At 71.1% G+C, this 17,837-nt stretch carries 16 protein-coding genes and 3 tRNA genes; 13 read left to right on the forward strand and 6 right to left on the reverse strand.

Annotated elements, in window-relative coordinates; translation table 11 throughout:
* The first annotated feature begins 141 nt into the window (after window positions 1-141).
* Window positions 142-675: an inorganic diphosphatase gene (locus J0I43_RS04860; RefSeq protein ID WP_292859908.1), complete on the forward strand. Its 534-nt coding sequence runs from the start codon at window positions 142-144 to the stop codon at window positions 673-675.
* A 64-nt stretch (window positions 676-739) separates the two neighbouring features.
* On the opposite strand, the gene J0I43_RS04865 is transcribed toward J0I43_RS04860, so the two are convergent.
* The gene (locus J0I43_RS04865) at window positions 740-2,116 is read right to left on the reverse strand and encodes a peptidoglycan DD-metalloendopeptidase family protein (protein ID WP_292860600.1); all 1,377 of its coding nucleotides are present in this window, start codon (window positions 2,114-2,116) and stop codon (window positions 740-742) included.
* Window positions 2,117-2,391: 275 nt separating this feature from the next.
* Between J0I43_RS04865 and J0I43_RS04870 the strand changes: the two genes are divergently transcribed.
* The 3 genes from J0I43_RS04870 (at window position 2,392) to J0I43_RS04880 (ending at window position 2,706) form a co-directional block, all read left to right on the forward strand.
* Window positions 2,392-2,464: transfer RNA gene (locus J0I43_RS04870), tRNA-Glu, on the forward strand.
* Window positions 2,465-2,491: 27 nt separating this feature from the next.
* Window positions 2,492-2,565, forward strand: a tRNA-Asp gene (locus tag J0I43_RS04875).
* 68 nt (window positions 2,566-2,633) lie between these two features.
* Window positions 2,634-2,706, forward strand: a tRNA-Phe gene (locus J0I43_RS04880).
* A gap of 206 nt (window positions 2,707-2,912) precedes the next feature.
* Here the strand turns inward: J0I43_RS04880 and J0I43_RS04885 are convergent.
* Entirely contained in the window at window positions 2,913-3,560 is a 648-nt protein-coding gene (locus J0I43_RS04885) for a histidine phosphatase family protein (RefSeq protein WP_292859911.1), read from the reverse strand.
* Between J0I43_RS04885 and J0I43_RS04890 the strand changes: the two genes are divergently transcribed.
* Both J0I43_RS04890 and J0I43_RS04895 read left to right on the forward strand, forming a co-directional pair.
* Window positions 3,534-3,797 (forward strand): PLD nuclease N-terminal domain-containing protein, encoded by a 264-nt coding sequence (locus J0I43_RS04890; protein ID WP_292859914.1) that lies wholly within the window; start codon window positions 3,534-3,536, stop codon window positions 3,795-3,797. The genes J0I43_RS04885 and J0I43_RS04890 overlap by 27 nt on opposite strands.
* 56 nt (window positions 3,798-3,853) lie before the next feature.
* Window positions 3,854-4,444, forward strand: coding sequence for a class I SAM-dependent methyltransferase (locus tag J0I43_RS04895; protein WP_292859917.1), 591 nt, complete (start codon window positions 3,854-3,856; stop codon window positions 4,442-4,444).
* Window positions 4,445-4,463: 19 nt separating this feature from the next.
* Here the strand turns inward: J0I43_RS04895 and J0I43_RS04900 are convergent, their stop codons facing one another.
* Window positions 4,464-4,958 carry a GNAT family N-acetyltransferase gene (locus J0I43_RS04900; protein WP_292859919.1) on the reverse strand — a complete coding sequence of 165 codons (495 nt, stop codon included), beginning with the start codon at window positions 4,956-4,958 and terminating at the stop codon, window positions 4,464-4,466.
* A 166-nt stretch (window positions 4,959-5,124) separates the two neighbouring features.
* On the opposite strand from J0I43_RS04900, the gene J0I43_RS04905 reads away from it, so the two are divergent.
* The 6 genes from J0I43_RS04905 to J0I43_RS04930 all read left to right on the forward strand — a co-directional run bounded on the left by J0I43_RS04905 (window position 5,125) and on the right by J0I43_RS04930 (window position 12,835).
* Complete coding sequence (locus J0I43_RS04905; RefSeq protein WP_292859922.1) at window positions 5,125-6,288, forward strand: polysaccharide deacetylase family protein; 1,164 nt, start codon at window positions 5,125-5,127, stop codon at window positions 6,286-6,288.
* A 140-nt stretch (window positions 6,289-6,428) separates the two neighbouring features.
* On the forward strand, window positions 6,429-7,562 hold the full coding sequence (locus J0I43_RS04910; RefSeq protein ID WP_292859925.1) for a glycosyltransferase family 2 protein: 1,134 nt from the start codon (window positions 6,429-6,431) through the stop codon (window positions 7,560-7,562).
* Window positions 7,559-7,825: a glutaredoxin domain-containing protein gene (locus tag J0I43_RS04915; protein WP_292859928.1), complete on the forward strand. Its 267-nt coding sequence runs from the start codon at window positions 7,559-7,561 to the stop codon at window positions 7,823-7,825. The genes J0I43_RS04910 and J0I43_RS04915 overlap by 4 nt, the downstream gene beginning before the upstream one ends.
* Window positions 7,826-7,871: 46 nt before the next feature.
* The gene (locus J0I43_RS04920) at window positions 7,872-9,359 is read left to right on the forward strand and encodes an MFS transporter (RefSeq protein WP_292859931.1); all 1,488 of its coding nucleotides are present in this window, start codon (window positions 7,872-7,874) and stop codon (window positions 9,357-9,359) included.
* 111 nt (window positions 9,360-9,470) lie between these two features.
* Complete coding sequence (locus J0I43_RS04925; protein WP_292859934.1) at window positions 9,471-11,141, forward strand: aldehyde dehydrogenase family protein; 1,671 nt, start codon at window positions 9,471-9,473, stop codon at window positions 11,139-11,141.
* Window positions 11,138-12,835 carry a GMC family oxidoreductase gene (locus J0I43_RS04930; protein ID WP_292859937.1) on the forward strand — a complete coding sequence of 566 codons (1,698 nt, stop codon included), beginning with the start codon at window positions 11,138-11,140 and terminating at the stop codon, window positions 12,833-12,835. The genes J0I43_RS04925 and J0I43_RS04930 overlap by 4 nt, the downstream gene beginning before the upstream one ends.
* A 117-nt stretch (window positions 12,836-12,952) precedes the next feature.
* Here the strand turns inward: J0I43_RS04930 and J0I43_RS04935 are convergent, their stop codons facing one another.
* The 3 genes from J0I43_RS04935 to J0I43_RS04945 all read right to left on the reverse strand — a co-directional run bounded on the left by J0I43_RS04935 (window position 12,953) and on the right by J0I43_RS04945 (window position 16,764).
* A complete protein-coding gene (locus tag J0I43_RS04935) occupies window positions 12,953-14,530 on the reverse strand; it encodes a DEAD/DEAH box helicase (RefSeq protein ID WP_292859940.1) in 1,578 nt (525 codons plus the stop codon).
* A 378-nt stretch (window positions 14,531-14,908) separates the two neighbouring features.
* Complete coding sequence (gene pip / locus J0I43_RS04940) at window positions 14,909-15,892, reverse strand: prolyl aminopeptidase (RefSeq protein ID WP_292859943.1); 984 nt, start codon at window positions 15,890-15,892, stop codon at window positions 14,909-14,911.
* The gene (locus tag J0I43_RS04945) at window positions 15,889-16,764 is read right to left on the reverse strand and encodes a neutral zinc metallopeptidase (RefSeq protein ID WP_292859946.1); all 876 of its coding nucleotides are present in this window, start codon (window positions 16,762-16,764) and stop codon (window positions 15,889-15,891) included. Before J0I43_RS04945 ends, pip begins: the two co-directional genes overlap by 4 nt.
* 60 nt (window positions 16,765-16,824) lie before the next feature.
* On the opposite strand from J0I43_RS04945, the gene J0I43_RS04950 reads away from it, so the two are divergent.
* Window positions 16,825-17,835 (forward strand): malate dehydrogenase, encoded by a 1,011-nt coding sequence (locus J0I43_RS04950; RefSeq protein ID WP_292859950.1) that lies wholly within the window; start codon window positions 16,825-16,827, stop codon window positions 17,833-17,835.
* Window positions 17,836-17,837: the final 2 nt, after the last annotated feature.

The raw sequence follows: 17,837 nt of genomic DNA on the forward strand, positions 1-17,837 counted from the left end.
CCCGCGTGCGCGCGAGCGGCTGAACCCCGGAATGACGGGCGTCGAGCGACGCCCCGAGCGCGGGCAGACTGAATACGGTACGCCGGGCCCGCGCGACTAGGCTGGACCCGGCCATCCCAGACCTTCCGAAGGAGCACCAGCATGGGCGCATACGACGCCGTCATCGAGATCCCGCGCGGTAGCCGCGTCAAGTACGAGGTCGACCACGGCACCGGCCGGGTGTTCCTCGATCGCGTCCTGTTCACCCCGATGGGCTACCCCGCCAACTACGGCTTCTTCGAGGACACGCTCGGCGAGGACGGCGACCCGCTCGACGTGCTGCTGCTGCTCGACCGCGATCTCTACCCGGGCGTCATGGCCAAGGTGCGCCCCGTCGCCGTGCTGAAGATGCTCGACGAAGCCGGCGGTGACGACAAGGTCGTGGCCGTGCTTGCGAAGGACCCGCGCTGGGACCACGTCCAGGACGTCGACGACCTCGACGAGTGGACCAAGGGCGAGATCGGCCACTTCTTCGAGCACTACAAGGACCTCGAGCCGAACAAGTGGGTCAAGGTCGACCAGTGGGCGGATGCCGCCGAGGCCGAGCGCCTCGTCGCCGAGGCCTTCCAGCGCTTCCAGGACGAGGGCGCGCAGACCGCCACGCAGGGCGAGGGGCACGCGCCGAAGACCATCTGACCGGTTCAGCCGGGAAGAGCGGATGCCTCGGCATCCGCTCTTCTGCGTTCGGGGGCGTCGGACGTCAGTAGACGTTGATGCCGTGGTCGAGGAGGACGGGCGCCGGGTCGATGCGCGTGCCCCACTGGTACACCTCGAAGTGGAGGTGGCAGCCGTCGGCGAGTCCGGTCGCCCCGACGTACGCGATGACGTCACCGGCGTTGACCCACTGGCCGTAGCCGACGTTGAATCCGCCGTTCACGATGTGGGCGTACCCGGTGACGATGCCGCCGCCGTTGTCGATCTTGATGTAGTTGCCCCAGTCGCTGGTGTAGGCGGCGAAGATGACCGTGCCGGATGCCGCGGCGTAGATCGGCGACCAGCAGCCCGTGGCGAAGTCGATGCCGCGGTGGCCGCTGCTCGTGCAGCCGTTCGCTCCGCAGACGGAGCCTCGGGCGCCGAACCAGGAGGAGATGTAGCCGGATGCCGGGCGGACCCATCCGCCCGTGCCGGCTTGACCTCCGCCGCCACCACCGCCACCGCCTCCTCCGCCACCGTTGTTGGCGTTGTTCGCGGCTTCTTCGGCGGCTCTGCGGCGCTCTTCGGCGAGAGCGGCCTGACGGGCGATCTCGGCCTGGCGGGCGGCTTCGACACCGGCCTCGTAGTCGGCGACGGTCTTGGCCGTCTCGTCCTTGAGGGCGGCGAGCTGCGCCTGGAGGGTGCCGAGGTTCTGCGTCTGCGCGTCGAGGGCGGCCTGTGCGGCCTGCGCTGCGTCCTGGGCGGCGACCATCTTCTGCTGGGCTTCCTGCTGCAGGCGATCGCGCTCGTCGCGGGCGGCCTGCGCGAGGTTGCTGAGGTTCTGCGCGTTGTTGCGGGCGCTGACGGCATCCGCGTAGACGCCTTTGTTCGCCGCGACGACGCGGTCCATCGTGCCGAGCTTGGCGAGGAGGTCGTCGGCGCTCGCTGCCGAGCCGGAGAAGAAGAGCTCGAGTGCGGCGTCGTCGCCGCCGTTGCGGTACTGCTGGGCGGCGAGGCGTCCGAGCTTCTGCGCGGTCGCCGTCGCACGCGCGGACTCGGCGTCCGCCTGGGACTGCAGCGCGTTCGCCTTGTCGACGGCGGTCTCGTAAGCGATCTGGGCGGCGACGTATTCGTCGGCCAGCCGCTGCGCCTCGGCCTGCTTGGCGGCGACATCCGCCTGGAGCGCGGCGATGAGGCCTTCGATCCGGGTGATCTCAGACGCCTTGGCGGCCTCGTTGTTCTTCGCGTTCTGGACGTCGTCCCACGACGGGTAGTCGGCCGCGAAGGCCGCCGGGCCGAGGCCGAGTGCGAGAGCACCGATCCCGAGGACGCCGAGCCCACCGAAGCCGATGGCCATGCGACGCGAGACCGGGTTCTTGAGGGTACGCAGTTCGCGGGGGCTCGGCGCGCAGCCGCAGTCCTCCGCCGATCCGGCCTCGTTCATCACCGTGCCCGCCCTCTCGGTCTGCTTGTCGCGTTCGTGCTGCGCGGATGCCGCGTGCGCGCGTTCGGGTGTAGAAATCACACGCACAACACCAGTCACACTAACAACATTCGCGGCGTCTGCCCAGGGTTCTCACGCTTCGTCGCGGCATCCACACTCTCCGCCATCCTCGCTCTCGACGCGCCCGGGCGGCGGAGCCCACGCCCTCGATTTCCGATTTGACCGAGGATCTCGTATGCTTGACCCTCGGTAAGCGTGAGCCGCAGGGTTCGCTCGGCCCCATCGTTTAGCGGCCTAGGACGCCGCCCTTTCACGGCGGTAGCACGGGTTCGAATCCCGTTGGGGTCACTCTCCGACACACAATTGAATACGCATGGCCCTGTAGCGCAGTTGGTTAGCGTGCCGCCCTGTCACGGCGGAGGTCGCGGGTTCAAGTCCCGTCAGGGTCGCTCATAGCGACGGGCCCTTTGTTAGCAGAGGGCCTTTCGTCTACGACATGGCTCTTCGGATGCCATGCGGCTCTGTAGCTCAGTTGGTAGAGCGCACGACTGAAAATCGTGAGGTCACGGGATCGACGCCCGTCGGAGCCACACGGACCGTCGTTACAACGGTCCCAGAAACCCTCGCCTAGCTTCTACATGGCGGGGGTTTTGCTTTGCCCAGGTGAGGGGCTTCTCCGAGGGCGGCACCGATCAGGTCGCCGATGCCGTGCCGGCGACGAAAGGTGGCGCATATTGCCACTTCCAGAGCGCGGAAGCGGCTATACGCGCCACCTTTACCCCGCCCCCGCTGACAGTCAGGCCCCGGCGCGCGAGGGCGGCACGTCAAAGCCGAGCAGGCGCGCCTTGGGGCGCCCGGGACCGACCGGTCCCTCGGGCGTCCAGGGGTACACGAGCGTCGTGACGGTGCAGTTGCCAAGCACAGGGAACAGGTCGCGATAGCCGTCGGGGTCGATGCCGGCGAACTCGCAAATCAGCAGCCGCAGCAGAGTCGCGTGCGCCACGATCAGCACTCGTCCGTCGGGTTTCTCGCGGGTCAGCTCGTCGAAGACGGGGAGCGCACGGCGGATGCCGTCGCGCCCACTCTCCCCCTCCGGCAGGGGCACGGATGCCGGGGCCCGCCGGAAGGCGTCCCACTCGGCCGGGTGGCGCTCAGCGAGCTCCTCGGGAGTGAGCCCCTCACCCACCCCGAAGTCGATCTCGACCAGCCGCGCATCCACGCGGACATCGATACCCGTCGTCTCGGCGGCGGGCGCGGCCGATCGCGACGCACGCGACAGCGGCGAGGCGACGATCGTGTCGAGCGCGGCATCCGCAGCCCAGGCGCCGAGCGCCGCCGCCTGCCCGAGACCATGCCGGGTGAGCGCGACATCCGACACCCCCGCGTAGCGGTGGTCGGCGTGCCAGACAGTCTCGCCGTGGCGGGCAAGGAAGAAGGTGCTCATGATTCCGACCGTACTGGGCGCCGTCTGGCGCTGCCGCACGTGCTCATCTTGATTCTGGTGATCGGTTCGCTCGCGTTGTGGGTCGGCGCGCTGGTCAGCATCGGTGCCTCGAAGGCGTCGGGCGCCGAGAAGGCGATCTGGATTCTGGTCGCCCTGTTGTTCCCGTTCGTCGGTTCGATCGCGTGGTTCGTGTTCGGTCGACGGGCGCAGGGGCACGCCGGCATCGAGCGGATCTGAGTCGGGGCTGCTGCATCGACGAGACTGTCCCTGTGCAGCCTCCTTCGACACCGGGCGTGGCGTCCGCGTACTCCACCCGCGCCGCCGAGTACGCCGATGCCCTCGGGTCGATGGATGCCGTGCATCCGAGCGACCGGCAACTCGTTGACACGTGGGCGCGCACGGCCGCTGGTCGCGTGCTCGATGCCGGCTGTGGGCCGGGCCACTGGACCGACTACCTCCGCGGGCTCGGACTCGATGTGCGCGGCATCGACATCGCCCCGGAGTTCGTCGCACACGCCCGTGCCACCTATCCCGACACCACCATCGACATCGGAGACATCGACGCGATCGATGAGCGCGATGGTTCCCTCGGCGGCATCCTGGCCTGGTTCTCGACCATCCATCACGAGCCGTCACGGATCCCCGTTCCGCTGGCCGAGTTCGCGCGCGTTCTGCGCCCCGGCGGCACACTGCTCCTCGGCTTCTTCCACGGCACGGAGATCGAGCCTTTCGACCACGCCGTCATCCGCGCCTATCGCTGGCCGGCGACCGCTCTGAGCGCCGTCCTGGATGCCGCCGGCTTCGATATCATCGAGACGCACCGGCGCACGGAACGCGGCCACCGCGACGTCGGCGCCATCCTCGCCGAGCGCCGCACGCAGTGACCGTCCGAACGCAGCCCGGCTACCTCACCATCCGCGCGTCGGTGATGAGAGGCGCGTGCGGATCGGTCTGCTCGACCCCGTCGAAGCGGAAGCCGTTGCGCCGGTAGAACGCCGTCGCGCGCGGGTTCTCCTTCGCGACCCACAGCATCGCCGACTCCGACCCGAGCACCTCGTCGAGCAGAGCCTGCCCCACGCCCGTCCCATATTCGGATGCCCGCACGTAGAGGGCGTACAGCAGCCGATCACGCGGCGGCTCCTCACCCTCCCGCCCCTCCCCGGGGCCGGTCCACGCGAACCCGACGGCTTCCCCATCGACCTCGGCCAGACGGATCGTCATGTCGTCCCGCGGTTCGGACAGCACGTGATGCCACATACGGTGCCGCTTCTCGACGTAGTCGTCAGAGAAGTACTCGGCGGGAAGCAGGTGCGCGTATGCCTCTTTCCACGTCGCGACGTGGAGGTCGGCGATCGTCGGCGCATCGGCCCGTTGCGGCTCTCGGATCGTGAAGACCATGGACCGATGGTGCCACGCACCGACCCCGCCGAACCCGGTCCACGGCACCCGACCAGACATCCTGCATCAACGAATCGCGAGGATCACCCGGCCTGACGGCATTTCGCCGCATCCGGCCCCTATGATGAGCCGCGGCGCGCGTGCGCCGCGGACCGGGGGACAGAACATGGGCACACGTCGCGGGCAGCTCGAGCCGTGGATGCGCACAGTCATGGTGGGGGCACTCGTCCTCTCCGCCGCGACGATGTCGGCCTGCGGCACGGGGACGACGACGGATGCCGCGACGCAGACCCCCGCACAGGTCGAGACCCCGACCCCGACGCCCACCCCGCTGACGGCAGCCGAACAGCTCCTGAAGGACAACGCCGACAAGCCCGGCGCCTGCGCCGTCTCCTTCCAGCTCGACGGGACGACGATCGACCCGCAGCTGCAGATCCAGGACCGCCTGTACGATCGGCTGCCGATCCCCCGCGCCGACGGGCGCGCCTTCGCCGGGTGGTACGCCGACGCGGCGTCCGCTGCCGCGGCATCCGCCGATCCGGCCACCGGCGCGTCGAACCCGGCGGTCAGGGTCAACGGTTCGGACCTCGTGAGCTGCACCGACCAGCAGAAGACGCTCTACGGCGCCTGGACGACCGCGGCCGCCGCGGCCGCGGTGGGCGCGCGCATCCCGATCATGATGTACCACCAGTTCACCGACAAGCCCGGCGGCGAGGACGGCTGGCTGCGCGGCAACTACTCCTACATCGAGGACTACCGGGCCACGATGCAGTACATCAAGGACTCGGCGTTCTACCTCCCGACGTGGGACGAGCTGAGCGCCTTCATCGACGGCGCCCTGTACCTGCCCGACCACTCCGTCATCATCACCGACGACGACGCCGACCCCACGTGGCTCACGATGGCCTCGCCCATCAACGAGCAGCTGCAGCTCATGGTGACGTCGTTCGACATCACGGGCGACGGGGCCGCGCAGCAGAACCGCTTCGTCCTGTCCCGCTCGCACACCAACAACATGCATACCGCGGGCGCCAACGGCAAAGGCCAGATGGTGAACCTCTCGCCCGAGGAGATCGCGGCCGACATGGAGGCCTCCGCCGCCGCGCTGCAGGGGATCGGGGTGAGCGTCGCCGCCTCGCACGAGATCATGGCCTACCCGTTCGGTCACAACGACGAACGCTCGCACGAAGGCCTGCGGATGGCGGGCTTCGACATGGCGCGCACGATCGAGCAGGGGTACGTGACAGTCGGCGCCGACAAGATGACGCTGCCGTGCATCCGCATCAACTACGGAATGGGCGTGCCCGACGTGAAGAAGCTCATCGGCTGACGGCCAGGTGGACGAGCGATGACCGGGTGATGACGCATCGCTAGCACATAGGGAACTGACAGACCACACTCGGGACAGCCGCAGGTGGCCCTCGCTACGCTGAGGAGTCCCCCTCCGCCGGCGAAACGCGAGCAGCCCCCATGGATCTCACCGTCATCGTTCCGACCTTCAACGAAGGTCCCAATGTGGCAGAGCTCGTCCGCCGCGTCGGCGCGTCGCTGCGCGGCCGGTCATTCGAGATCCTCTTCGTCGACGACTCGACCGACGACACCCCCGACCTCATCCGGCAGGCGGCGGATGCCGCGGACTTCCCCGTGCGCCTCATCCACCGCGACCAGCCGACCGCCGGCCTCGGCGGCGCCGTCGTCGACGGCTTCCACGCCGCGGACTCCCGCTGGTGCCTCGTCATGGACGGCGACCTGCAGCACCCGCCGGAGGACATCCCCCGCATGCTCGACCGCGCCGCCGTCGGCGACGTCGACATCGTCGTGGCATCCCGCTACGTCGCCGGCGGCACAGCCGGGGGCCTCGCGAACGCCACCCGCACCGCCGTCTCGCGCGCGTCGACGCTCCTCACCAAGTCGATGTTCCCCCGGAAGCTCCACGGGACGACCGACCCGATGACGGGCTTCTTCCTCGTCGACCGCGACGCCGTCGAGATCGGCGACCTCCGCCCGCGCGGATTCAAGATCCTGCTCGAGATCCTCGCGCGCCGCCAGCTCCGCATCGGCGAAGTGCCGTTCGCGTTCGCCTCGCGCTACGCGGGCGAGTCGAAGGCGAGCTTCGCGCAGGGTATGCGGTTCCTCACGCAGCTCGCGATGCTCCGCTTCGGCCGCATGTCGGCGTTCGCCCTCGTCGGCGGTGTCGGAGCGATCGCGAACCTCGTCATCATGTGGGGCCTCATCCGTCTCGGCATGGACTACCTGCCCGCCGCGATCATCGCGAGCGTCGTGACGATCATCGGCAACTTCCTGCTGCTGGAGTACCTCGTCTTCGCGGACATGCGCGCCGAGTCCGGCCAGATGTGGCTGCGGTTCATCAAGTCGTTCACGTTCAACGGCGCCGAGGCGATCGTGCGGATCCCGGTGCTCGCGCTGCTCGTCCAGAGCGCGCACATCCCGAGCGTGCTCGCTGCGGCGATCACTCTCGCCGCCGCGTTCGTGGTGCGGTTCGTCTACCACGCCCTGTTCGTCTACGCGCCGAAGAAGCGCGTGGCACAGACCGTCGCGAAACCGGCCATCCCCCAGGCGAGCGGCCGTACGCTGGAATCATGACCTCCGACTCCCCCGCCTCGACGATCACGATGTTCGGCGCCGAGTGGTGCCGCGACTGCCGCCGCACCAAGGCGCAGCTCGACGACCTCGGTGTCGCGTACACCTACGTCGACCTCGAAGCCGACCCCTCCGCCGCCGAGGTGGCGCGTGAGATCTCGGGCCGCACGAACATCCCTGTCGTCGTCTACCCCGATGCGACGCATCACGTCGAGCCGTCGAACGACGACGTGGCGGCCAAGCTGCGCGAGCTCGCGCTGATCTGACCCCACTCCCCTGGGACCGCCCGTCGCGCCCATTAGGGTGAGCGGCATGGGCAATGACGCACCCCGGCGCGGTGACGCGCGCCTGCGCCGCGGTACGATCGCGACGTATGCCGCCGGTTCGATCGGCACGGGCGGCTTCGCGACGCTTCCGGGCCTCGTCCTGACGTACTACCTGACCGACAGTCTCGGCGTCGCAGCTCTGATGGCCGGCATCATCGTCACCGCGGCAAAGGTGTGGGACGTCGTCATCGACCCCGTCGTCGGTGCGCTCACCGACGAGGACCTGCGCCGGCACGGGTCACGGCGACGTCTCATGGTGATCGGCGGGGTGAGCCTGCCGGTGCTCTTCGCCCTCACCTTCGCGGTGCCGCCCGGCCTCGCGCCCGCGATCGGCGCCGCCTGGGTGCTCGTCGCGTTCCTCCTCACCGCGACGGCGTTCAGCCTCTTCCAGGTGCCGTACATCGCCCTCCCCGCAGAGCTCACCGACCGGTACGACGAGCGCACGCGTCTGCTGACGTGGCGCGTCGTCGTCCTCACCTTCGCGATCCTCCTGTTCGGCGCGGGCGGACCGCTGCTGCGCAAGGCGACGGGCGATCCGACGACCGGGTACCTCGTCATGGGCGTCGTCTCGGGCGTCGCGATCGGCATCGGCATGCTGATCGCCGCCTCCGTCGCCCGCCGGGGCCTGCGCACCCGTTCGGCGATGGCCGCCGGCGGCACGAGCACGGCGGAGGAGGCGGAACTCATCGCGGATGCCGCGGGCGTCGCCCCCGCGCACCGGGTCGGCCCCGACGCCTCGTCGCCGGCCGGCGGCATCCGCGACAACTTCCGCTCCGCGTTCGACACGCTCCGGCGCAGTCAGCCGTTCCGCGCGCTGCTGCTGACGTTCGTGCTGCAGGCGCTCGCGACGGGCCTCATGCTCGCCGGAGCGCAATACCTCGCGACGTGGGTGCTGCGTTCGGAGGATGCCGTGACGCTGCTCTTCGTCGCCCTGATCGCTCCCGCTCTGGTCGCGGCCCCCGCGTGGGGCGCCCTCGCCCGGCGAGCGGGCAAGGAGCGCTCGTTCGCCGCCGCCGGCATCCTGTTCGCCGCCGCGGCCCTCTCGACGGTCGCCGCGCTATGGGCCCCCGGCGGCTGGATCTACGTGTCGGTCGCCGCGGCGGGCGTTGCGTACGCGGGCATGCAGTCGCTGCCGATGGCGATGCTTCCCGACGTCATCAGCCACGACGCGCGCACCCACGGCCCCGGCCGGGCCGGAGCGTTCGGCGGTGTCTGGACCGCCGGCGAGACGACCGGCTTCGCGCTCGGCGCGACGGTGCTCGCGATCGTTCTCGCCGCGACCGGCTACGTCGAGCGCGTGGCGGGGGCGAGCGTGACCCAGCCGGATGCCGCGATCGCGGGCATCGTCCTGAGTTTCAGCGTCCTGCCCGCGGCGCTCGTCGTGGCGAGCCTCGTGCCCCTCGCCCGCTATCGACTGCGCCGCGATGACATCGAGGAGCAATCTCACGGGAACCGAGTGCCACTTCAGCCGTAGGCTGTGCACAGCGGGTGTCGGGCGGTCTCCCGAAAGTCCGCCCGGCACCCGCCCTGGCATTCATTCCACCTGGCACCCGTTCCGGCTGGCATCCATTCGAAGGAGAGGGAAGTGACCACGACGACGGAGCACGCGCCGCTCGACGAGGCGATCACGCAGCTGCAGACCGGCGCACGCACCTGGAGTCTGCTCACGCTGTCGCAGCGCCGCGCACTGCTGCGTCGCGTGCGCGCCACGACCGCCGCCGTCGCGGAGGAGTGGGCGGACGCGGCATCCACAACGAAGGGCCTTGCCCCCGGCCATCCGCTGCGCGGAGAGGAATGGCTGTCGGGGCCGTACGCGGCGCTCGTCGCGGTCGACGCCTACGCCGACACGCTCGGCGCGCTCGCGGACGGACGGTCGCCCCTCGCCGGAGTGAAGACCGGCACCGCCCCGGGCGGGCGGACGGTCGTGCACACCTCGCCCCTCACCGCGACCGATCGCCTCCTGCTGTCGGGCTACGAGACCGAGGTGTGGCTGGAGCCGGGCGTGACGCCCGCCGAGGCGCGGAGCGCGGCGGGGCTCGGGCAGCGGCATCCCACGGCATCGGGAGGCGTCGGGCTCGTCCTCGGCGCGGGCAACATCACCTCGATCCCGTACCTCGACGTGCTGTACGAGCTGATGGCGTTCAACCGCGTCGCGATCCTCAAGGTGAACCCCACGCAGGACGCGCTCGTACCGGTCTTCCAGCGCGCGCTCGCGCCGCTCATCGAACCCGGATTCCTGCGGATCGTCTCGGGCGGCGGCGACGTGGGCGCGTACCTCACGCGGCATCCCGACATCTCGCACGTGCACATCACCGGGTCCGAGGCGACGTTCCGTGCGATCGTTCCCGGTCTGTCCGTGCCGATCACCGCAGAACTCGGTGGAGTCTCCCCGATCATCGTCGTCCCCGGCGAGTGGTCGCGCGCGGACCTCCGCTACCAGGCCGAGCACGTCGTGACGATGCGCCTGCACAACAGCGGCCACAACTGCATCGCGGGGCAGGTCGTCCTCCTCAGCCGCGACTGGCCGCAGCGCGAGGAGTTCCTCGCCGAGCTGCGCGCCGCGTACGACCGCGCACCCGCGCGCCCGGTCTGGTACCCGCACAGCTCCGACAAGCTGGATGCCGCGCGCGCGGCCTACCCCGACGCCACGTGGTGCGGCGACGGCACGCGCGCACTGGTCGAGGCCTCCCCCGCCGACGCGAACGCCGTCGAGACGACGGAGTACTTCTCGCCCGTGCTCGGCGTCGTCGCGCTCCCGGGGACGGGGCAGGAGTTCCTCGACGGCGCGATCGCCCACGCGAACGACCGACTCACCGGCACGCTCGGTGCGAACGTGCTGATCGACCCCGCGTCGCAGTCCGTGCTCGGCGCCGGCTTCGAGCGGGCGATCGCCGACCTGCACTACGGCACGGTCGCGATCAACGCCTGGACGGCATTCGGCTTCCTCACGCCGACCGCGACGTGGGGTGCCTACCCGGGCGGCACGCTCGACGACGCCCCGAGCGGCATCGGCATCGTGCACAACGCGTTCCTCCTCGACCGCGTCGAACGCACCGTCGTGCGCGGACCCTTCCGCCCGTTCCCGCGGTCGGCGACCTCGGCGGTGCGCGGGTACGGGCTGTCGGTGCTGCCGAAGCCGCCCTGGTTCGTGACGTCACGCACCGGCGCGGCCGTGTGCGAGGGTTTCACGCGGTTCCGCATCGACGGGAACTGGGCTGCGATGTCGGTCGTGCTGGTGAAGGCCTTCGGCGCGTGAGCCGTCGCGGGCTGGGCGGCCGGCGCCGGGACCTGCGCGACTGGACGGCCGACTACGTCATCGTCGGAGCGGGGTCGGCGGGGAGCGCCCTCGCGGCACGGCTGAGCGAAGACCCCGACGTGTCGGTGCTGCTGCTCGAGGCGGGACCCGCCGACCGGGCGCTCGAGCTGCATGTGCCCGCCGCGTTCTCGAAGCTCTTCCGCGGGCGGTACGACTGGAACTACGACACCGTCCCCCAGCCCGCCCTCGAGGGGCGCACGATCTACTGGCCGCGCGGCAAGACGCTCGGCGGCTCGTCCTCGCTCAACGCGATGATGTGGGTGCGCGGATTCGCCGCCGACTACGACGCCTGGGCCGCCGTCGCGGGCGAGAGCTGGTCGTGGACGGCGCTCGCGCCGTACTTCCTCCGCGTGGAGGACACCGAGGATGCCGCAGACCCCTCGCTCGGCCGCGGCGGCCCGCAGGCGGTGTCGCGCCAGCGCGACCCCCGCCCGCACACCGCAGCGTTCCTGAACGCCGCCCGCGAACTCGGCCACCCCGTGACGGAGGCGAACCTGCCGCACGGACAGGGCTTCTCCGAGACGATGGTCTCGCAGCACCGCGGTGCGCGGGCGTCGACCGCCGACGCGTACCTGCGCCCCGCACTCGGGCGCCCTGAGCTCCGCCGGCGCGGCAGGCGCGGCAGGGGGAGCCTCCGCGTGGTGACCGACGCCCTCGTACGGCGCGTGACCTTCTCCACCGACCCCGGTGAGCTGCCCCGAGCGACCGGCGTCTACGTCGATATCGCCGGGATCACCCGCCACGCCCGCGCGCGGCGCGAAGTCATCCTCGCGGGCGGCGCGATCAACACGCCGCAGCTGCTCATGCTGAGCGGCATCGGACCGGCCGGCCACCTGGCATCCCACGGCATCGAGGTGCTCGTCGACGCCCCCGACGTCGGCGAGAACCTCCAGGACCACCTCGTCGCCGGGCTCGCGCCCGCGGCATCCGACGGCACGCTCTACGGCGCCGAGAAGCCCGCCGAGCTCGCCCGCTACCTCACCCGGCGGCGCGGCATGCTCACGTCGAACGTCGCCGAGGCGTACGGGTTCGTGCGCACGTCGGTCGCCGACGAGACCGGGGCGGCCGAGGGCCTGCCCGACATCGAGATAATCTTCGCGGCCGCCCCCTACGTCGGCGAGGGGCTCGTCCCCTTGCCGGCCGAGGGCGTGACGGTCGGCGCGATCCTGCTGCAACCGCGCAGCCGCGGCACGATCCGGCTGGCGTCGGCAGATCCGACGGATGCCGCGGTCATCGACCCCGCGTACCTCAGCGACCCGGAGGGCGTCGACGCCGCGACGATGCTCGCGGGCCTCGCCGAATGCGAACGGCTCATCGCGACCGACGCGCTCGGGGCGGTCACGACCGGCGGATGGGTCCAGCCGGAAGGCGGCGAGACGATGACGCCCACCGAGCGGGCCGAGGCATCCCTGCGCCGCTATTCGCACACCCTCTACCACCCCGTCGGAACGGCCCGGATGGGCGATGACGAGACATCGGTCGTCGACCCGGAGCTGCGGGTGCGCGGCGTGCAGGGGCTTCGCGTCGCGGATGCCTCGATCATGCCGACGGTCATCCGCGGCCACACCAACGCACCCGCGATCGTGATCGGCGAGCGCGCGGCCGACCTCATCCGCGGGGCACGGCAGGCCTGAGCTGCGCGAAAACTCCTCCGATCCGCGCGGGACGGGCGCCCCGTCCCGCGTTATTCAGCGGGGCGGGTCGCCGGCACGGCCGGTTCGGAGGAGTTCTCGTGAGTGCGCTGCGACGGGTCAGCGACCCGAGCGGCGCTGAGCGCCGTTCTGTCGCACGACCGAGCCGACCATGAGCTTGCCGCCGGCCGCACCGCCCGTGTGGGAGGCGCGGCGACCCGAGGTGCGGGGGTTGCCCGTCGTCGGGGCCGCCTGCGACGCTGCGCCGTGGTCACGGGCGGGGCGCTGCGCCCGCGGCGCCTCGGTCCGCGCGGCCGCGGTCTGGGACGCGCGACCCGTCCGCTCGGCGGCGGGGCGACCCGACCGGTCCTTGCGGGGCTGACCGCCCGCCGCCTGGCCGCGGCCGGAGCCGCCCTGGCCGGCCTCGCGCGCGGCGCGCTTGCGCTGCGCGTTGGCACCCTGGCTGCGGCCGCCGCCCTCGCCGCGTCGCGGCTGCTCGACCTTGGGCTCGGGCTTGACGTACGGGGCGACCTCGCCGACGAGCTCGGTCACCTCGGGCGACGTCGCGCTGACCCGCACCGGGGTCGCCGTGATCGCGGCCTTCCGCAGCAGGTCCTTGACGTCCTTCTCCTGGCCGGGCATGACGACGGTCACGACCGAGCCCTCGGCACCCGCGCGGGCCGTGCGGCCGGAACGGTGCAGGTACGCCTTGTGCTCCATGGGCGGGTCGACGTGGATGACGAGCTCGACGTCGTCGACGTGCACGCCGCGCGCGGCGACATCCGTCGCGACGAGCACCTTCGCGGCGCCCGAGGCGAAGGCCGCGAGGTTGCGGTCACGCGCCGGCTGCGACAGGTTCCCGTGCAGGTCGACCGAGGGGATCCCCTGCGCGGTCAGCGCCTGCGCGAGCTTCTTGGCGTGGTGCTTCGTGCGCATGAAGAGGATGCGGCGGCCCGTGCCCGACGCCAGCGTGCGCACGAGCTCCTTCTTCTCGTCGGCGCCGGCGACGTGGAACACGTGGTGCGTCATCGCGGCGACGGGCGAGTGCGCCTCGTCGACCGAGTGCAGCACCTCGTTCTCGAGGAACCGGTTCACGAGCTTGTCCACGCCGTTGTCGAGCGTCGCGGAGAACAGCATGCGCTGCCCACTCGTCGGCGTCGCCGCGAGGATGCGCGTGACGGACGGCAGGAAGCCGAGGTCGGCCATGTGGTCGGCCTCGTCGATGACGGTGATCTCCACGGCATCCAACTTCACGAAGCCCTGCTTCATGAGATCCTCGAGGCGGCCGGGGCAGGCGACGACGATGTCGACGCCGTCCTTCAGGGCCGCGACCTGGCGGTTCTGGTTGACGCCGCCGAAGATCGTCGTGGTCTTCATGCCGTAGGCGGCTGCGAGCGGCTCGAGCGTCGCGTTGATCTGCGTCGCAAGCTCGCGCGTCGGCGCGAGGACGAGACCGAGGATGCGACCGGCGCGACGGGAGCCGCCGGCGAGCGCTCCGCCGAGGCGTGCGGCGAGCGGGATCGAGAAGGCGAGGGTCTTGCCCGAGCCGGTCTTGCCGCGGCCGAGCACGTCGCGGCCGGCGAGGGTGTCGGGCAGGGTGTCGACCTGGATCGGGAAGGCGGAGGTCTTGCCGTCCTTCGCGAGGACGTCGACCAGGGGGGCGGGCACGCCGAGCGTGCGGAAAGTGATGTCAGACATAGGGATGTTTCTGGGCGTGCTGCCCGGATCGGTGGCCTCTGCGGGATATGCGCACAGGGTCGCCGTACGAAGAATGTCAGCCGATCATCCGGTCGGGGCCGGGCGGCGAGGGAAGCGTTCTACGACGCGAGAGCGCCAGGATCGGCGCTGCAAGTGCTTCCACTCTAGCAGTCGAGGGGTGAGGCGGCCGGCGTCGCCCGCGAGAGCGGCATCCCATGTCCCAAAAGCGGTTGCTTTTGGAGGGCCAGACCAGCCGTTTGTGGGACATGCTCTGCCGCAAGTGGGACAACCCCTGCCCGGAGTGGGACACCCCCGCCCGGAGTGGGACACCCCCGCCCGGAGTGGGACACCCCCGCCCGGAGTGGGACACGGGCGGGGTTACTCCGAGGCGAAGCGGTCGGTCGCGGCGCGGAGGGCGCGGGCAATGCCCGGCTCGGTGGCCGAGTGCCCGGCATCCGGCACGACGACGAGGTCCGCTTCGGGCCACGCACGGTGCAGGTCCCACGCGGTCATGATCGGCGTGCACACGTCGTAGCGCCCCTGGACGATGACCGCCGGGATGCCGCGGATCGCTCCGACGTCCTCGATCAGCTGCCCCTCGCGGAACCATCCGCCGTTCAGGAAGTAGTGGTTCTCGATGCGCGCGAACGCGAGCGCGTGCGCGGGTTCGGTCATCGAGTCGACGAGACCCTCGTCGGGCTCGAGCGTGAGGGTGGATGCCTCCCATGCCGTCCACGCGTGCGCGGCGGGCTGGTGCACAGCGGGGTCCGGGTCGGTCAGCCGCCGGTGGTACGCCTCGATCATGCGCGAGCGCTCGAGGACGGGGATGGGCGCGAGGTAAGACTCCCAGAGGTCGGGGTAGAGCGCCGATGCGCCGCCCTCGTAGAACCATTCGAGCTCGTGGCGGCGGAGGGTGAAGACGCCGCGCAGCACGATCTCGGTGACGGACCCCGGGTGGCACTCGGCGTAGGCGAGGGCGAGCGCCGATCCCCAGGAGCCGCCGAAGACCTGCCAGCGTTCGATGCCGAGGTTCCGCCTGAGCAGTTCGATGTCGGCGACGAGGTGCCACGTCGTGTTGTAGCGGGCGTCGGCATCCGGTGCACTCATGTGCGGCGTGGACCTGCCGCAGCCGCGCTGGTCGAACAGCACGATCCGGTAGCGGTCGGGGTCGAAGAAGCGCCGCTGCCAGGGCGACGTGCCGCCGCCGGGCCCGCCGTGCAGGAACACGACCGGCTTGCCGTCGGGGTTGCCGGACTGCTCCCAGTACACGCGCTGCCCGTCGCCGACGAGCAGGAACCCGGTCTCGTACGGCTCGATCGGCGGGTACAGGATGTCGTCGAGGTGGTCGCCGGCGGGCGTCACAGGTCGCGCCCCGAGACGTCGAACGTGTTGCACGACAGCGGTCCGCCCTGGTAGCCCGTCGCGAACCACCGCTGACGCTGCGCGCTCGAGCCGTGCGTCCAGCTCTCCGGGTTCACGACGCCGGACGACTGCTGCTGGATGTGGTCGTCGCCGACGGCGGCCGCGGCATCCAGCGCGTCACGGATCTGCGCCTCGGTCGGCCGTTGGAGGTAGGCGACGCCGTGCGCGTCGGTCGGCCCCGAGGCATCCGCGACCCAGGCTCCCGCGTAGCAGTCGGCCTGCAGCTCCGTCCGCACCCCGTTGCTCTCGGGACCCGTCCCGTTGTTCGGGTACCGATCGAAGATCCCCGTGATCTGCTGGATGTGGTGGCCGTACTCGTGCGCGAGGACGTACAGCTGGGCGAGCTCCCCGGCCTGGTCGCCGAACTGCTGCTCGAGCACGTCGAAGAAGGTCGGGTCGATGTAGACGGTCTCCTCGGGCGGGCAGTAGAAGGGGCCGGTGGCGTTGGATGCCGTGCCGCACGAGGTCGGCGTCGATCCGTCCACGATGATGAGCTGCGGCGGGCGGTACCCCTGGACCTGCGTCGCCCAGTACTCGTTGATGACCTTCGACCCGGCCGCGAGGCGGCAGTCGACGCTCGCATTGGCGTCGGCGCCCGTCTCGCAGTTCTGGATCTCCGACTCGGTTCCCGGGCCCGCCTGCAGCCCGCCACCCCCGCCGAGGAGGCTCGAGAAGTCGCCGCCCGTGAAGATCTGGAGCAGGATCACCGCGATCGCGCCGAGACCGCCGACACCTCCCGCGATCACGCCGCCGCCGGGACCGCGCCGCTTCGCGCCGCTCCCGCTCACATCGGCGTTGCTGTTGAACGTCATGGCCTCACCGTACCGCCTGGCATCGCGCAGCCGTGGGCTCGACGCCCGTAAGCTCAGGGCATGGATGCCACGACAGTCACCGTCACCGGCGCAGGCGGCCAGATCGGCTACGCCCTCCTCTTCCGCATCGCGTCCGGCGCCATGCTCGGCACTGACCGACCGGTGCGGCTGCGGCTGCTGGAGATCCCGCAGGGCTTGAAGTCCGCGGAGGGCGCAGCGCTCGAACTGCAGGACTGCGCGTTCCCGCTGCTGCAGGACGTCGAGATCACCGACGACCCGCGCGTCGGGTTCGACGGCGCGAACATCGCGATGCTCGTCGGTGCGCGGCCGCGGTCGGCGGGGATGGAGCGCGCCGACCTCCTGGCCGCCAACGCGGGCATCTTCGGCCCGCAGGGTGCGGCGCTGAACGAGGTCGCGGCCGCTGACGTCCGCGTCGTCGTGGTGGGCAACCCCGCGAACACGAACGCGCTCATCGCCGCGGCATCCGCCCCCGACATCCCGGGCGATCGCTTCAGCGCCCTCACCCGCCTCGACCACGACCGCGCGCTCGCGCAATTGGCGGCGGCGACGGGCGCACCGGTCGCCGACATCCGCGGGGTCACGATCTGGGGCAACCACTCCGCGACGCAGTTCCCCGACGTCGACCACGCGACGATCGACGAGCGTCCGGCGCGTGCCGTGCTCGCCGAGCGCTTCGGCGGGGCGGACGCGGCGACCGCGTGGCTCGACGACGAGTTCGTGCCGCGCGTCGCCAAGCGCGGGGCGGAGATCATCTCGGTGCGCGGATCGTCGTCGGCGGCATCCGCCGCGAACGCGGCCATCGCCCACATCCGCGACAGCGTGCTCGGCACGGGAGCGGATGGCGCATGGACGTCGGCGGCCGTGCTCTCCCGCGGAGAGTACGGGGTCGCCGAGGGACTGTACTCGTCATTCCCCGTCACGAGCGACGGGTCGGGATACCGCATCGTCCCGGGCCTCGACATCGACGGCCGCGCCCGCGCGCGCATCGACGCGTCGGTCGCGGAGCTCATCGCCGAACGCGACGCCGTCCGGGCACTCGGGTTGATCTGAGC

Source organism: Microbacterium sp., assembly GCF_017305435.1.
Classification (GTDB): Bacteria; Actinomycetota; Actinomycetes; order Actinomycetales; family Microbacteriaceae; genus Microbacterium.

Coding starts and splice junctions, on each gene's coding strand:
- J0I43_RS04860 (WP_292859908.1), top strand. CDS start 142: ATGGGCGCATACGACGCCGTCATCGAGATCCCGCGCGGTAGCCGCGTC.
- J0I43_RS04865 (WP_292860600.1), bottom strand. CDS start 2,116: ATGAACGAGGCCGGATCGGCGGAGGACTGCGGCTGCGCGCCGAGCCCC.
- J0I43_RS04885 (WP_292859911.1), bottom strand. CDS start 3,560: ATGAGCACCTTCTTCCTTGCCCGCCACGGCGAGACTGTCTGGCACGCC.
- J0I43_RS04900 (WP_292859919.1), bottom strand. CDS start 4,958: ATGGTCTTCACGATCCGAGAGCCGCAACGGGCCGATGCGCCGACGATC.
- J0I43_RS04905 (WP_292859922.1), top strand. CDS start 5,125: ATGGGCACACGTCGCGGGCAGCTCGAGCCGTGGATGCGCACAGTCATG.
- J0I43_RS04910 (WP_292859925.1), top strand. CDS start 6,429: ATGGATCTCACCGTCATCGTTCCGACCTTCAACGAAGGTCCCAATGTG.
- J0I43_RS04915 (WP_292859928.1), top strand. CDS start 7,559: ATGACCTCCGACTCCCCCGCCTCGACGATCACGATGTTCGGCGCCGAG.
- J0I43_RS04920 (WP_292859931.1), top strand. CDS start 7,872: ATGGGCAATGACGCACCCCGGCGCGGTGACGCGCGCCTGCGCCGCGGT.
- J0I43_RS04935 (WP_292859940.1), bottom strand. CDS start 14,530: ATGTCTGACATCACTTTCCGCACGCTCGGCGTGCCCGCCCCCCTGGTC.
- J0I43_RS04945 (WP_292859946.1), bottom strand. CDS start 16,764: ATGACGTTCAACAGCAACGCCGATGTGAGCGGGAGCGGCGCGAAGCGG.
- J0I43_RS04950 (WP_292859950.1), top strand. CDS start 16,825: ATGGATGCCACGACAGTCACCGTCACCGGCGCAGGCGGCCAGATCGGC.